The 13,441-nt window shown below is 65.0% G+C and carries 16 protein-coding genes and 1 other annotated feature; of the genes, 7 read left to right on the top strand and 9 right to left on the bottom strand.

Annotated elements, in window-relative coordinates; translation table 11 throughout:
• Positions 1–285: 285 nt before the first annotated feature.
• Genes ACZO3G_RS06150 through ACZO3G_RS06140 form a run of 3 tightly spaced genes read left to right on the top strand, consistent with a single transcriptional unit; the run spans position 286 to position 2,843 of the window.
• Positions 286–522: a FeoA family protein gene (locus tag ACZO3G_RS06150; protein ID WP_101552791.1), complete on the top strand. Its 237-nt coding sequence runs from the start codon at positions 286–288 to the stop codon at positions 520–522.
• Entirely contained in the window at positions 519–2,663 is a 2,145-nt protein-coding gene (gene feoB, locus ACZO3G_RS06145) for a ferrous iron transport protein B (RefSeq protein ID WP_276873908.1), read from the top strand. The genes ACZO3G_RS06150 and feoB overlap by 4 nt, the downstream gene beginning before the upstream one ends.
• 15 nt (positions 2,664–2,678) lie before the next feature.
• Positions 2,679–2,843 carry a FeoB-associated Cys-rich membrane protein gene (locus ACZO3G_RS06140; RefSeq protein ID WP_101552795.1) on the top strand — a complete coding sequence of 55 codons (165 nt, stop codon included), beginning with the start codon at positions 2,679–2,681 and terminating at the stop codon, positions 2,841–2,843.
• A gap of 81 nt (positions 2,844–2,924) precedes the next feature.
• On the opposite strand, the gene ACZO3G_RS06135 is transcribed toward ACZO3G_RS06140, so the two are convergent.
• The 6 genes from ACZO3G_RS06135 to ACZO3G_RS06110 form a co-directional block, all read right to left on the bottom strand.
• A complete protein-coding gene (locus ACZO3G_RS06135) occupies positions 2,925–3,653 on the bottom strand; it encodes an NAD-dependent protein deacylase (RefSeq protein ID WP_276873913.1) in 729 nt (242 codons plus the stop codon).
• Between the two features lie 312 nt (positions 3,654–3,965).
• Entirely contained in the window at positions 3,966–4,667 is a 702-nt protein-coding gene (locus tag ACZO3G_RS06130; RefSeq protein ID WP_276873916.1) for a DNA alkylation repair protein, read from the bottom strand.
• Positions 4,664–5,008, bottom strand: coding sequence for an MmcQ/YjbR family DNA-binding protein (locus ACZO3G_RS06125; protein WP_276873921.1), 345 nt, complete (start codon positions 5,006–5,008; stop codon positions 4,664–4,666). The genes ACZO3G_RS06130 and ACZO3G_RS06125 overlap by 4 nt, the downstream gene beginning before the upstream one ends.
• Positions 5,005–5,466 (bottom strand): S-ribosylhomocysteine lyase, encoded by a 462-nt coding sequence (locus ACZO3G_RS06120; protein WP_101552803.1) that lies wholly within the window; start codon positions 5,464–5,466, stop codon positions 5,005–5,007. The genes ACZO3G_RS06125 and ACZO3G_RS06120 overlap by 4 nt, the downstream gene beginning before the upstream one ends.
• 2 nt (positions 5,467–5,468) lie before the next feature.
• Positions 5,469–5,966, bottom strand: coding sequence for a DNA-deoxyinosine glycosylase (locus ACZO3G_RS06115; protein ID WP_276873925.1), 498 nt, complete (start codon positions 5,964–5,966; stop codon positions 5,469–5,471).
• 163 nt (positions 5,967–6,129) lie between these two features.
• Entirely contained in the window at positions 6,130–7,392 is a 1,263-nt protein-coding gene (locus ACZO3G_RS06110; RefSeq protein ID WP_276872177.1) for a competence/damage-inducible protein A, read from the bottom strand.
• Between the two features lie 202 nt (positions 7,393–7,594).
• Between ACZO3G_RS06110 and ACZO3G_RS06105 the strand changes: the two genes are divergently transcribed.
• The gene (locus tag ACZO3G_RS06105; RefSeq protein WP_101552807.1) at positions 7,595–8,746 is read left to right on the top strand and encodes a DEAD/DEAH box helicase; all 1,152 of its coding nucleotides are present in this window, start codon (positions 7,595–7,597) and stop codon (positions 8,744–8,746) included.
• 78 nt (positions 8,747–8,824) lie between these two features.
• On the opposite strand, the gene ACZO3G_RS06100 is transcribed toward ACZO3G_RS06105, so the two are convergent.
• From ACZO3G_RS06100 to mscL, 3 genes are all read right to left on the bottom strand, one after another.
• Entirely contained in the window at positions 8,825–9,433 is a 609-nt protein-coding gene (locus ACZO3G_RS06100; protein ID WP_276872175.1) for an HAD family hydrolase, read from the bottom strand.
• 11 nt (positions 9,434–9,444) lie between these two features.
• On the bottom strand, positions 9,445–9,933 hold the full coding sequence (locus tag ACZO3G_RS06095) for a prolyl-tRNA synthetase associated domain-containing protein (RefSeq protein WP_101552809.1): 489 nt from the start codon (positions 9,931–9,933) through the stop codon (positions 9,445–9,447).
• 176 nt (positions 9,934–10,109) lie between these two features.
• Positions 10,110–10,357 (top strand) — a binding site (T-box leader).
• A gap of 117 nt (positions 10,358–10,474) precedes the next feature.
• Complete coding sequence (gene mscL, locus ACZO3G_RS06090) at positions 10,475–10,900, bottom strand: large-conductance mechanosensitive channel protein MscL (RefSeq protein WP_101552810.1); 426 nt, start codon at positions 10,898–10,900, stop codon at positions 10,475–10,477.
• A 120-nt stretch (positions 10,901–11,020) separates the two neighbouring features.
• Between mscL and ACZO3G_RS06085 the strand changes: the two genes are divergently transcribed.
• From ACZO3G_RS06085 to ACZO3G_RS06075, 3 genes are all read left to right on the top strand, one after another.
• Complete coding sequence (locus tag ACZO3G_RS06085) at positions 11,021–11,767, top strand: methionine ABC transporter ATP-binding protein (RefSeq protein WP_256152796.1); 747 nt, start codon at positions 11,021–11,023, stop codon at positions 11,765–11,767.
• Positions 11,764–12,432, top strand: a complete 669-nt coding sequence (locus ACZO3G_RS06080) for a methionine ABC transporter permease (protein WP_101552812.1) — start codon at positions 11,764–11,766, stop codon at positions 12,430–12,432. The genes ACZO3G_RS06085 and ACZO3G_RS06080 overlap by 4 nt, the downstream gene beginning before the upstream one ends.
• Before the next feature lie 83 nt (positions 12,433–12,515).
• Positions 12,516–13,400 (top strand): MetQ/NlpA family ABC transporter substrate-binding protein, encoded by an 885-nt coding sequence (locus ACZO3G_RS06075; RefSeq protein WP_276872170.1) that lies wholly within the window; start codon positions 12,516–12,518, stop codon positions 13,398–13,400.
• The last annotated feature ends 41 nt before the right edge of the window (positions 13,401–13,441 follow it).

Raw genomic sequence — 13,441 nt, 5'->3', positions numbered from 1 at the left:
CCCAGCGCCCCCCGCCGCAATCCAAAACGGCCCCGCCGTTTTGCGGCCGCCCCGGCGGCCGGTCCGCCCACGGCGGACGATTGCGGCGCGTGCGCGCCGCGAAATTTACAGTTAGGTTTATCATACCGCAGTTTGCCCGATAAATCAATGCGCGTGGCAGGGAATGTTGTGCAAAAAGCCGCCGCCCGCTCCACTTGACAAAGGATATGGGATGGCGTATCATGTAAGCCGTGGCTAACAATTCGATTTGAAACGTCCTGCAACCGCAGGCAATGAGGGGTACATATGACACTGGATCAACTGGGCGTGGGAAACAGCGGCATCATTTTGAAGGTCGGCGGCGCGGGCGCCCTGCGCAGGCGGCTGCTCGACATGGGCCTCACCCCGAAGACGCGGGTGATGGTGCGCAAGGTCGCGCCGATGGGCGACCCGATCGAACTGCACCTGCGCGGGTACGAGCTGACCCTGCGGCTCGAGGACGCGCGGGAGATCGAACTGGAAGCAGAGGAGGACGCGCAATGATCTTCGCGCTTGCGGGCAACCAGAACTGCGGCAAGACCACCCTCTTCAACCAGCTGACCGGCTCCAACCAGCACGTGGGGAACTTCCCCGGCGTGACGGTGGAGCGCAAGGAGGGGGTCGTCACCCGCGCGGGACGCAGGGCGATTCCCCGCCTGTGGCACCGGATGCGGCAGGAGGAGCGGCACCGCGCGTTCCATGAGGCGGCGCGGGACAACGCGCTGCGCGAGGCGCGGGACGCCATGCGGGAGGCGCACGAGGACCGCCGCCGCCTCGGCGAGATCCGGGTCGTCGACCTGCCGGGCATCTACTCCCTCTCCCCCTATACGAACGAGGAGATCGTCACGCGTGATTTTCTGCTGGATTCCCACCCCGACGGGATCATCAACATCGTCGACGCGACCAACATCGAGCGCAACCTCTATCTGACGCTCCAGCTCATCGAGCTGCACATCCCGATGGTCGTGGCGCTCAATATGATGGACGAGTTCCGCGCGAACGGCGGCACGATCAAGATCAAAAAGCTCTCGGAGGAGCTGGGGGTTCCCGTCGTGCCGATCTCGGCGGTCAAAAACGAGGGCATCGACGAGCTCATCCACGCGGCGGCCGCGACCGCCGCCGCGCGGCAGCTTCCCGCGCGGCTCGACTTCTGCTCGGGCGCGGTGCACCGCTGCATCCACGCGGTCGCCCACCTCGTCGAGGACCACGCCGAACGCATCGGCGTGCCGCCGCGCTTCGCCGCCACCAAGCTGGTGGAGGGGGACGCGCCGATGATGGAGCGGCTGGCGCTCTCGGAAAATGAGAAGGACATGGTCGAGCACAGCGTCACCGAGATGGAACAGGAGCTGGGCACCGACCGGGAGGCGGCACTCGCCGACATGCGTTACTGCTTCATCGACGATTTGGTGCGCACCGCGGTGGTCAAGCCGGGAGAAAGCCGCGAGCACGTGCGCAGCGTGCGGATGGACGCGGTGCTCACCCACAAATATTTTGCCATCCCCATCTTCCTGGTCATCATGCTGCTCATCTTCTGGCTGACCTTCGGGGTGATCGGCAGCTTTTTGAGCGACCTGCTGTCGACGGGCATCGACGCCGTCACCGCCTCCGTCTCGTCGGCGCTCGGCGCCTACGGGCTCAACCCCGTCGTCCACTCGCTGGTCATCGACGGCGTCTTCGCGGGGGTCGGGAGCGTGCTCTCCTTCCTGCCGATCATCGTCGTGCTCTTCTTTTTCCTCTCGATGCTCGAGGACAGCGGCTATATGGCGCGCGTCGCCTTCGTCATGGACAAGCTGCTGCGCAAGATCGGTCTTTCGGGCCGCTCCTTCGTGCCGATGCTCATCGGCTTCGGCTGCTCGGTGCCCGCCATCATGGCGACCCGCACCCTCTCGAGCGAGCGGGACCGCCGCATGACCATCCTGCTCACCCCCTTCATGTCCTGCAGCGCCAAGCTGCCGATCTACGCGATGTTCACCATGGCCTTCTTCCCCAGCCACCGCGCGCTCGTCATGATCTGCCTCTATGCGGGGGGCATGGCCGTCGGGGTGCTCTGCGGGCTGGTGCTCAAAAACACCGCCTTCCACGGCAAGCCGGTGCCCTTCGTCATGGAGCTGCCCAACTACCGCATGCCCAGCCCCAAGAGCGTCTTCCTGCTGCTGTGGGACAAGGCCAAGGACTTTCTGACCCGCGCCTTCACGGTGATCTTCATCGCCACGATCGTCATCTGGTTTTTACAGACCTTCGACACCCGGCTCAACGTGGTCGCCGCGGGCGGCGAGGCGAGCATGCTCGCCTCCTTCGGGCGGTTCCTTTCGCCCATCTTCGCGCCGCTCGGCTTTACCGACTGGCGCGCCTCCACCGCGCTGCTGACCGGCTTTTCCGCCAAGGAGGCGGTCGTCAGCACGCTGGCCGTGCTCACCGGCACCAATACCGCGACCCTCCCCGCCGCGCTCGCCGGCATCTTCACCCCCGCGGCGGCCGTCGCGTTCCTCACCTTTACACTGCTCTACACCCCCTGCGTCGCGGCCGTCGCGGCCGTCAAGCGGGAGCTCGGCGGCGGGCACGCGGCGGCCATGGCGGTCTGCCAGAGCGGGCTCGCGTGGGTGGTGGCGTTCTTCGTCTACCGCGCCGCCCTGCTGTTCGTCTGACGAAAGGAGTTTTCCATGCATCCGATCGATTATCTGGTTCTCGGCCTGCTCGCGCTGCTCGTGGTGCTGGCGGTGCGCTACGCGGTCCGCCACCGGGGCAGGTGCGGGGGCGGCTGCGCCGGCTGCCCCCACGCGGACGGGTGCCGCTCCCCGAGAAAGCGGGACCCCGGGCCGAAATAACGCGCCTTTATAAACCAAGGCTCCCCCACCGCGCCGGGCGCGGTGGGGGAGCCGTTCTTTTGCCCGGACGGCGCGTCCACGCTAACGGGGGGCGCGCACCCGGATCGAGCCGAGCACCCGGCCGATCGGTTCCTGGACCAGCAGGTCGGCCTGGCCGTCCATCGGCGTCGCGGACTTGTTGATGACGGCGATCTTCCCGCCGCAGTAGCGGATGAGCCCCGCCGCCGGATAGACGGCCAGCGAGGTGCCGCCGATGATCAGCAGGTCGCAGGCGGAGATCTCCCGCACCGCGCGTTCGAGGGTGCCGCCGTCGAGGCTCTCCTCGTAGAGCACCACGTCGGGCTTGACCACGCCCCCGCAGACGCACCGGGGCACCCCCTGCGACGCGAGGATGAAGCGCGCGTCGTAAAATCTGCGGCAGTCCATGCAGTAGTTCCGGTGGACCGACCCGTGCAGCTCGAGCACCTCCCTGCTGCCCGCCGCCTGGTGCAGGCCGTCGATGTTCTGGGTGATGACGGCGGAGAGCCTGCCCGCCGCCTCCATCTCGGCGAGCTTGAGGTGCGCGGGGTTCGGCTTGGCGTCGGGCGCAAGCATCTTGGCGCGGTAAAATTCATAGAATTCCTCCGGCCTGCGCGTGAAAAAGGTGTGGCTGATGATCGTTTCGGGCGGGTATTTGTACTGCTGGTTATAGAGCCCGTCCACGCTGCGGAAATCGGGGATGCCGCTTTCGGTCGAGACGCCCGCCCCGCCGAAAAAGACGATTCTGGCGCTCCTGTCGATCAATTCCTGGAGTTTTTCCGTGCCGGTCATTGAAATTCCTCCTTGTAGCATTTTGTCGAAAATCTTCTAACTGTAATATTAATTTTGGTAGAACATGCCTGATTGTCCCAGTGATTTTCCTGTCCGTCCCGCTTGTAAAAAATCTCCTGACATTAACTGTAAAACAACCCTTTAATTGTAAAAATTTTCAAAAAGGGGTTGATTTTTCCTGAAAAATGTGATAGACTAATCTTGTTAAAAAATAATCAAAATTGATCAAACTCGACTTACTTCTCTCTTCCACACACACATAGATCGAAAAAAGCGGGCTGTGTCGCACAGTCCGCTTTTTTCCGCCCTTTTTTAACGGACCGCCTTGCGCAGCGCGCGGATCTCCGCCTTCGTCCGGGCGTCCACCCGGTTGGATTCCACGATCTTCTGCAGCGCCATGCGGCGGGTCTGCGGGTCGAACGCCTCCCCCTCGAGCAGGGGCAGCGTCCGCCCGGGGAACTTGACATAGCAGACGGACAGCGCCCACGCGACCGCCATTTTGACATAGTACCCCTCGTGGCGCACCGCCCGCAGAAGGGACAGGACCTCGCCGATGTACTCCTCGTCGACGTAGTAGTCCATCAGCATGACCACCGCGAAGCGAACCTCGAATTCCGCCCCGCCCGCAAAATAGGGCCGCAGGAAGGCGAGCGTCTCCGCCCGGTGCTTTTTCACCAGCTTGAGCCCGGCGCAGACGCTGTCGTTCACCGCCCAGTTGCCGATCTTGGGGATGAATTCCCGCAGGCGCCCGAACAGCTCGTCCGGCTCCATTTTCGCGCACCCGAGCACGAGCCCCTGGAGCATCGTCTCCTCGTAGGTGTCCGTTTGGGCGGCGGCGAGGTAGCCCCGCCAGTCCCCGCGGGCGAGCTCCCGCGCGAGCTGGCGCAGCGCGGGGATGCGCACGCCGAGCAGGTTTTCCACCTCGGGCACCAGCTTCTGGTGGAAGGCGCGGTAGCCGGGATCGGCCACCGCGCGCAGGCGCTCTTTCAGCGCCGCGTATTCTTCCGTCGTCACCGGGATTTCCTCCTCTCCCTCGGCGCGGTCAGCTCCCAGCTGTGGTCGATCATCCCGCGCAGCGTCTCCTCCTCAAGCCCGCCGTTTACGTCGATGGTGTTCCAGTGGGTCTTGTTCATGTGGTAGCCGGGCGTCACCTGCGGATGGACCTTGCGCCAGAATTCCGCCTGCATCGGCTCGCATTTGAGGTTCATGAGCAGCTTCCCCTCCCGCTCGAAGACCATGGCGAAAATCTTGTGGGTGCCCCGGTGGCGCAGGACCGCCCACTCGTCGCCGAACGGGTAGTCCTCATAGGCGTCCGGCCAGGTGAGGCAGAGGCCGGTCAGTTCCCGGCCGGTCATGCGCGGTACGCCATCCGCTCGGGCGTCCAGCCGTCGAGCACCGCCGCGTAGTCCGCCGCCGCAGCCTTCGCGCCCGCGAGGTCGTGGTCACGGAAATTGCCGCACTCGGCCTCCGCCGCGCCGGGGATCTCCCCCTCGAAGCCCGCAATGAACCGGAAGGTCTCCCGCAGCAGGGAGATGACCTCCTCCTTCGGGATGCTGTCGCGGGTCAGGAAATAAAAGCCCGTGCGGCAGCCCATCGGTCCGACGTAGACGATCCCGTCGGTCCAGCGGCTGTTGCGCACATAGGTGGCGAAGAGGTGCTCGATCGTGTGCAGCGCCCCGTTTTCGAGATAGATCCCCGCGTTGGGGGTGCACATGCGCAGGTCGTAGGTGACCACGTCCCCGTCGATGCGGGAGACGTAGAGGCCCTTTTCCAGTTTGGTGTGGTCGACGCAGAAGCTGGCAATCCGGTTCATATTCAGTCCTCCAGATAATCAAGTACCGCCCGGTAGGCCTCCACGAGCCGCTCAAAGGAACAGGCGCAGTTCGCGGGGCTGGGCGAGGGCAGCGCCAGGGCCGAAAGCCCCGTGCGCGGCCGGATGTGGGTTTGGTAAAGGCCGGCGGCCCGCCTGCCCGTCGTAAAGACGGCGCGGATGTCCGCCGCCGCGAGGATCGGCGTGAGATCGTTGGCGACGGGGTTTTGGATGCTCGCGTCCGACGCGCCCTCGATGTCGCAGGAGGCGAGCACGTCCCACAGCGCGATTCCCCGCCGCAGGGCGAGCGCGCGCTTTTCCGGGACCGTTTGGGGCGCGGGCTCGTCCAGCGCCGCGGCGAGCGCCCGCCAGAAGCGGTTCTGCGGGTGGCCGTAATAGAAGCCCTGCTCCCGCGACTTGGGGGAGGGCATCGTCCCGAGGATGAGCACGCGGGAGCGCGCGTTATAGACGGGCGGGATGGTATGTACGATGTGCGTGGGCATGGCGGACGCCTCCCTTTCCGGGTGATGGGGTGCGGCTGGACTTTGCGGGGCGGCGGCGGGATGCCCGCGCGGAGCGCGGGCCGCGGACGCTTCGCGTCCGTGCGCGGGGGCCTGCGGCCCCCGCGATCCCGCCGCCCGGCCCCGTGTCCGCATGGCGCCCCGTTTATTCCGGACGGCTCTGCGCCGCCCGGAGGATCTGCGCGAGCGCGTGGGAGGAGGCGAGATAGCGGATGAACTCCCGCTCGCCGTAGTCGAAGCCCCTGCCGAGGCGCAGCTCGACGACGTCGTTCAGCCATTCGCTGCTGATTCCGACATAGACGAGCCCGACCGGCTTTTCGTCGGTGCCGCCGTCCGGCCCGGCGACGCCGGTGGTCGAAACGCCGATGTCCGCGCCCGAGAGCCGGCGGACGCCGTCGGCCATCTCCCGCGCGGTCTGCGGGGAGACGGCGCCGTACCGCGCGAGCGTCGAGCCCTGCACGCCGAGCAGGCGCTCCTTGGCCCCGTTCGCGTAGGTGACCGCGCCGCAGCCGAACACCTCCGAGCTGCCCGGCACGTCGGTCAGCCGCTTGGCGATGTAGCCGCCCGTGCAGCTCTCCGCGGCGGCCGCCGTGAGCCCCGCGTCCTTGAGGGCGCGCACCGCGGCGGTCTGGAGGTTGTCGACATCCACGCCGTAGATATACCGCGGATACCGCTCCCTGAGGCTGGCGATGACCGGCTCCATCAGCCGCTCCGCCTCCGCCTCCGTCAGAGCCGAGGCGGTGACGCGCAGCATCACCTCGCCGTCCTTGGCGTAGGGGGCGAGGGTGGGATTTTTCATCGCCTGCATCTCGCCGCGCAGCTGGCTTTCGAGCGTGCTCTCGCCGATTCCGAAGAAGTAGATGCAGTGGGAGCGCAGCACATGGTCGGCGCGCTTCGCCAGATAGGGCAGCACCTGCCGCTCGAACATGGGGGTCATCTCGCGGGGCGGACCGGGCAGCATGATCGCCGTCTTGCCCTTCCCCTCGATGATCGCGCCCGGCGCGGTGCCGTTGCGGTTTTCCAGCACGGTACAGCCGCGCGGCATCATCGCCTGCTTGAGGTTCGATTGGCACATCGGGCGCTTCATGCCGCCGAAATACGCCTCGATGGCGCGCGCCGACGGCTCGTGCATCTCGAGCGGCAGGCCGAACCAGTCGGCGATCGTCTCCTTGCTGAGGTCGTCGTAGGTGGGGCCGAGACCGCCCGTCGTGATGACGATGTCGTTGCGCGCGAACGCCTCGTCGAGCGCCTCGCGCAGGCGTTCGGGGTTGTCGCCGACCGCCGTGTGGCGGTAGACGTTGACCCCCAGCTCCGCCAGCCCCCGGGAGAGCACCTGGGAGTTGGTGTTGACGATGTTGCCGAGCAGGATCTCGGTCCCGATACAGAGGATTTCCGCCGATTCTGACATGCTTGCTATCTCCAATCCAATTGGTTTATACACAGCTATTATATCACAGTCCCCCCGGTATTTGCATCGGCTTTTCGGGAAAGCGCGCCGCAAAACCCCTCTTTTTGGCGCGCGGGCCGGGAAAAAAGGCCGCATCCCCTTTACTCATGCGGGTCCGTTATGATATAATAAAGCGGTTTATGATGAAGGAGCGTTAAAAGGAATGGCACAATACAGTGATTTCAATCTTTCGGAAGAGACGTTGAAAGCGGTGGAGCGGATGGGCTTCACCGAGATGACCGAGATCCAGGAGAAGGCGATCCCGGTCATGATGGAGGGCAGGGAGATCATCGCCAAGGCCCCCACCGGCACGGGCAAGACCTGCGCCTTCGGCATCCCGATCATGGAGAAGATCGACCCCGAAAAGCCCGCGGTGCAGGCGATCGTCCTCTGCCCGACCCGCGAGCTCTCCACCCAGATCGTGGAGGAGCTGCGCCAGCTCGCCTATTTCCGGCCCGACATCAAGGTGGTGGCCGTCTACGGCGGCCAGCCGATCGATAAACAGATCAACGCCCTCAAGCGGGGGGCGCAGATCGTCGTCGCCACGCCGGGGCGGATGCTCGACCACATGCACCGCCGCACGATCAACCTTACGCAGGTGAAGATCGCGGTGCTCGACGAGGCGGACGAGATGCTCGACATGGGCTTCTACCGGGACGTCTGCAAAATCCTCGACCGCCTGCCCAAGGAGCGCCAGATGGTGATGTTCTCCGCCACCATCTCCCGCGAGGTCATGGACATCGGCTGGCTCTACCAGCGGGACAACGTCGAGCTGACCGTCGAGCCGGTGCAGGACAGCCAGCCCAGGATCCGCCAATACATGCTCGAAACGGTGGGCCGCCAGAAGATGGCCGACCTCTGCTATATCCTGAAAGAAAACGACTACCACCGGGTCATGGTCTTCTGCAACACCAAGTACACGACCACCAGCATCAGCAACCTGCTGCGGGAGCGCGGCTTCAACGCCGACTGCCTCAACGGGGACATGCGCCAGTCGGAGCGCAACAAGATCATGGCCGACTTCCGCGCGGGCAAGATCGAAATTCTGGTCGCCACCGACGTGGCCGCGCGCGGCATCGACGTCGAGGACGTCGACGCGGTGGTCAACTACGAGATCCCGCTCGAAAACGAGTACTACACCCACCGCATCGGGCGCACCGGCCGCGCGAAGAAGGAGGGCGCCTCCTACATCTTCTACAGCCAGGACGACCTCAAGCGGCTGCGCAACATCATCCGCTACACCCGCTCGCAGGTGACCGAGCTCGAATTCGACGAGAACGGCGACCTGGTCGAAAAGGGCCTCTTCCAGGCGTAAGAACGATCGAAAGCCTCCCGGCGTTTCCCTTGGAAACGCCGGGAGGCTTTTTCTGTTTTCCGTTCCCGGGCGGTCCCGCTAGATCTCCACGCCCGCCTCGCGCAGCGCGCGCCGCAGCGCGTCGACGTCGCCGCCGTAGACGAACCCCGCCATGCCGGCGTCCTTCGCCGCGGCGATGTTGGCGGGCATGTCGTCGATAAAGAAGCACTCCGCCGCCGAAAGCCCGTACCGGGTGAGCAGCGTTTCGTAGATCGCGGGGTCCGGCTTCACCTGCCGCACGAAGGCGGAGACCACCTCCCCGTCGAAGCAGTCACGGCAGGGGATCGCCTCCCGGTAGGCGGTGAACCGCGTGCCCGCGTTGGAGAGCAGGTAGACGCGGTAGCCCCTGCCCTTGAGCTCCCGCGCGAGCGCGTTCACCCCGGGGATGGGCGGGAAGTGCAGGTGCCACTCCCGGAAGAGGCGCGCCGTCCCCGGCCACAGCCGTTCGGGCAGGTCCCGGAGCACGCGGGCGATCGCCTCGTCCTCCTCCATCGCGCCCGCGTCGAGCGCGGGCCACTCCGCCCCGCCGAAGAGCCGCGCGCCCACCGCGCGGCAGTCCTCCTCATCGGAAAAGAACTCCCGCAGGAAGGAGTCCGGGTTCCAGCGCATCAGGACGTTTCCCATGTCAAAGACGATGTTTCTGATCATATCCTTCTCCTTTACAGCGTCACCCAGCGGATCTCGTTTCCGTTTCCTTCCACCACCCGCAGGATGTCCGCGAGGGACAGCCACACGGTCGCCGTGTTGTCGTTCGGGTGCACGCCGAGACACGGGAACCGTTCGAGCCCCCGGTCGAAGACGACCTCCACCGCCGCGTCCGCGTCGTTGAGGACCCCGAGCGGCGTGACCTCCCCCTGTTTGAGGCCGAGGTATTTTTCCAGCCGCTCGGCCGACGCGAAGCTCAGCTTGGAACTTTCCAGCTGTGCGGCAAGCGCGCGCAGGTCGGCGCGCGCCTCCCCCGGTACCACCACGAGAAAGTGCCGCCTGCCCTTCGCGTCCCGCAGGAAGAGGTTTTTGCAGACCTCCCCCTTCGCCGTGAGGCCGAGCGCATCCATCTCGCCGATCGTAAAGACCGCCGGGTGCTCGGTGACCTCATAGGAGACGCCCAGCTCCTCCAGCCGGGCGAACACCTTTTCACGTTCCGTCATGTCGTTTCCCCCTTTCAGGCTACCCTATTTATAGCACGGCGCGCCCCCGTCTGGCAAGCCGCCCGCGGGGAAATCCCGCCGTGCGGGGATTTGCGGCGGGAAAATTTTTCCGACCCCTTGACGAACGTCGAAAGAATGGGTATAATAGCATCTACAAAATGTTTTTATAAAAATTGTGAAAGACGCTGAAAAGAAGAGTAGGCCGCGAAAGCTACCACAGAGAGCCCCGTCAGGTGAAAGGGGGCGTGGCGGAAGCGGCTGAAGATGGTCTTGGAGTCTCGCGGGCGAAAGCTTTTAGTTCGCGACGGGTTCACCCGTTACAGTGACAGGCGGTCGGTATCGAGCCGGACGCCGGTGAGGCCCCCGCCGCAAGGCGGCGGCGAATCAAGGTGGTACCGCGAAAGCACGCGCTTTCGCCCTTGGACGGGATGTCCATGCGGCGGAGGCTTTTTTTATTGCTATGCAATAAAAAAAGCCCGTCCGGACCGTTCCCGCCGGGACGCCAAACCGCCCGCGGGCCGGGGCCGGCGGGCGGCGGAGATCATTTTTCCTCCCGCGCCTTGAGCAGGTCGCGGATCTCGGTCAGCAGGACCACATCCGCCGGCGGCGCGGGCGGGGCCTTGGGCGCCTCCTCCTTTTTGCGGCGGAATTTGCCGAGCAGCCGGATCATCACAAAGACGGTGAAGGAAATGATTAGAAAGTTGATGATCTGGTTTAAGAAGCTGCCGTAGCGGATGGCCACCTCGGGGATCTCCCCGGAAGCGGGCGCCAGCACGATGCGCAGGTCGGAGAAGTTCACGCCGCCGATCAGCCAGCCCACGAACGGCATGATGACCTCCTGCACCAGCGAGTTGACGATCGCGGTGAAGGCGGTGCCGACGACGATGCCGACAGCCATGTCCGCGACGTTGCCGCGCGCGATAAACGCTTTGAAATCCTTCCAGAATCCCTGTTTTTCCTCTTTCATAAAAGCACTTCCTTTTTCGGTTCCATATTGGGCGTTCCCCCGCAGAAAAGTGTAATCGGAATTTCCGCGGATGTCAACCAGTTTCGCCGGGCGGCGCGTTACAGTACAGGAGGGTTCTTTGTGATCCAGATCAGCCATCTCACCAAAATCTTCAACGACAAATCGGGCGAGGTCGTCGCGCTGCACGACGTCAACCTCGAAATCGGCCGGGGGGACATCTTCGGCATCATCGGCATGAGCGGCGCGGGCAAATCCACCCTGCTGCGCTGCCTCTCGACCCTCGAAAAGCCCACCTCGGGCGCGATCACCCTCGACGGGGTCGACCTGGCCACCCTCACGGGCAAGCAGCTCATCGACACCCGCCGCAAGATGGGGGTCGTCTTCCAGGGCTACAACCTGCTCATGCAGCGCACCGTGCGCCAGAACGTGGCCTTCCCGCTCGCGCTCGAGCGCGCCGACAGGGCCGGGGTGAACGCCCGCGTCGACGAGCTGCTCGAGCTGGTGGGCCTCTCGGAAAAGGCGGAAAGCTACCCCTCCCAGCTCTCGGGCGGGCAGAAGCAGCGGGTGGCGATCGCCCGCGCGCTGGCCACCAGCCCCGAGGTGCTGCTCTGCGACGAGCCGACCTCCGCGCTCGACTCCCTGACCACCAAGAACATCCTCGAGCTGCTGCACAACATCAACCGGAAGCTCAACGTCACGATCGTCATCATCACCCACGAGATCGCGGTGGTCAAGGCGATCTGCAACAAGGTCGCGGTCATCGACACCGCCGAGTTCGTCGAGTGGGGCGACACCGCCGAGATCTTCAAGAACCCCAGGAGCGACATGACCAGGCTCCTGCTGGGATACGAGGTGATGAAGAAATGATCGAGCTGCTGCAAAAATACGGCCCCCTGCTGTGGGAAAACACCTATATCACCCTGCTGATGGTGGCGGCGGCCACCCTCTTCGCCTACGTCTTCGGCCTGCCGATGGGGGTGCTCCTCAAGGTCACCGACCGCGGCGGCATCATGGAAAACCGCGCCTTCAACTCCGCGTTCGGCTGGATCGTCAACATCCTGCGCTCGCTCCCCTTCGTCATCCTCATGGTCGCCCTCATCCCCCTCACCCGCCTGATCGTCGGCAAGGCGATCGGCCCGGCGGCGGCCTGCGTGCCCCTCATCATCGCGGCGGCGCCCTTCGTGGCGCGGCTCGTGGAAAGCTCGCTCTCCGAGATCGACAACGGCGTCATCGAGGCCGCCAAGTGCATGGGCGCCACCAACTGGCAGATCATCACCCGCGTCATGATCCCCGAGGCGGTTCCCTCCCTCATCCGGGGGCTCTCGATCACCACCATCACGCTGATCGGCTACTCCGCCATGGCGGGCGCGGTCGGCGGCGGCGGGCTCGGCGACGTGGCGCTCCGCTACGGCTACCACCGCTATCAGGCGGACGTCATGATGATCACGATCGTCCTGCTCGTCATCATCGTCTGCATCATCCAGATCGTCTTCGACCACCTGGCCAGCCGGGTGGACAAGCGCAACCGTTAACTTTTGCGTGATCAACCGGGATGCGGCCGCTCCCGGTATGATATAAATCCCATTTTTTTGCTGATTGAAAAGGAGAAATGAATATGAAAAAGCTCGCGAAACTGCTGGCGCTCCTGCTGGCGCTGACGCTCGCCTTCTCGCTCGCCGCGTGCGGCGGCGAACCCGCCCCCGCCGGGACCCCCTCGTCCGAAGCCCCCGCCGAGGCCGCTCCCTCTGAGGACGCCGCCGAGCCCGCCGCCGAACTGGCCGTCCTCAAGGTCGGCGCTTCCCCGGCGCCCCACGCCGAGATCCTCGAGCAGGTGAAGCCGGCCCTCGCCGAGCAGGGCATCGACCTGCAGATCGTCGAGTTCACCGACTACGTCATGCCCAACAAGGCGCTCGACGCGGGCGACATCGACGCGAACTACTTCCAGCACTTCCCCTACCTCGAAAACTTCGACGCCGAAAACGGCACCGACCTCGTCTCCGCCGCGGCGATCCACTTTGAGCCGCTCGGCGTCTACCCCGGCAAGACCGCGTCCCTCGACGCGCTGGCCGACGGCGCGACGGTCGCCGTCCCGAACGACCCCACCAACGAGGCGCGCGCGCTGCTGCTGCTCGAGAAGCTCGGCTACATCAAGCTGACCGAGGGCGCCGGCCTTGAGGCCACCCCGCTCGACATCACCGAGAACACCAAGAACCTCAAGTTCCAGGAGCTCGAGGCCGCCCAGCTCCCGAACGTGCTGCCCGATGTCGACCTCGCGGTCATCAACGGCAACTACGCGGTGGGCGCCGGCATCGCCGACTCGGTGCTGACCACCGAGGACAAGGATTCCGAGGCCGCGCAGGAGTTCGCGAACATCATCGCCGTGCGCAACGGCGACGAAAGCCGCGACGACATCAAAAAGCTGGTCGCCGCCCTTGAGAGCGACGAGGTCGCCGCCTTCATCACCGAGAAGTACAGCGGCACCGTCATCCCCGTGTTCTGAGAATTCCCACAGAAAAGCCGCCCGGCGGGAAATCCCGCCGG

This window comes from Anaerotruncus sp. (assembly GCF_057433415.1).
The sequence above is the reverse complement of the archived record's forward strand: the minus strand, read 5'-3'. Positions and strand labels throughout refer to the sequence as shown.

Bases quoted from the DNA above. Each gene is read 5' to 3' on its own strand.
- ACZO3G_RS06150 (WP_101552791.1), top strand. From the start codon at position 286: ATGACACTGGATCAACTGGGCGTGGGAAACAGCGGCATCATTTTGAAG.
- feoB (WP_276873908.1), top strand. From the start codon at position 519: ATGATCTTCGCGCTTGCGGGCAACCAGAACTGCGGCAAGACCACCCTC.
- ACZO3G_RS06140 (WP_101552795.1), top strand. From the start codon at position 2,679: ATGCATCCGATCGATTATCTGGTTCTCGGCCTGCTCGCGCTGCTCGTG.
- ACZO3G_RS06135 (WP_276873913.1), bottom strand. From the start codon at position 3,653: ATGACCGGCACGGAAAAACTCCAGGAATTGATCGACAGGAGCGCCAGA.
- ACZO3G_RS06125 (WP_276873921.1), bottom strand. From the start codon at position 5,008: ATGACCGGCCGGGAACTGACCGGCCTCTGCCTCACCTGGCCGGACGCC.
- ACZO3G_RS06120 (WP_101552803.1), bottom strand. From the start codon at position 5,466: ATGAACCGGATTGCCAGCTTCTGCGTCGACCACACCAAACTGGAAAAG.
- ACZO3G_RS06115 (WP_276873925.1), bottom strand. From the start codon at position 5,966: ATGCCCACGCACATCGTACATACCATCCCGCCCGTCTATAACGCGCGC.
- ACZO3G_RS06110 (WP_276872177.1), bottom strand. From the start codon at position 7,392: ATGTCAGAATCGGCGGAAATCCTCTGTATCGGGACCGAGATCCTGCTC.
- ACZO3G_RS06105 (WP_101552807.1), top strand. From the start codon at position 7,595: ATGGCACAATACAGTGATTTCAATCTTTCGGAAGAGACGTTGAAAGCG.
- ACZO3G_RS06100 (WP_276872175.1), bottom strand. From the start codon at position 9,433: ATGATCAGAAACATCGTCTTTGACATGGGAAACGTCCTGATGCGCTGG.
- ACZO3G_RS06095 (WP_101552809.1), bottom strand. From the start codon at position 9,933: ATGACGGAACGTGAAAAGGTGTTCGCCCGGCTGGAGGAGCTGGGCGTC.
- mscL (WP_101552810.1), bottom strand. From the start codon at position 10,900: ATGAAAGAGGAAAAACAGGGATTCTGGAAGGATTTCAAAGCGTTTATC.
- ACZO3G_RS06080 (WP_101552812.1), top strand. From the start codon at position 11,764: ATGATCGAGCTGCTGCAAAAATACGGCCCCCTGCTGTGGGAAAACACC.
- ACZO3G_RS06075 (WP_276872170.1), top strand. From the start codon at position 12,516: ATGAAAAAGCTCGCGAAACTGCTGGCGCTCCTGCTGGCGCTGACGCTC.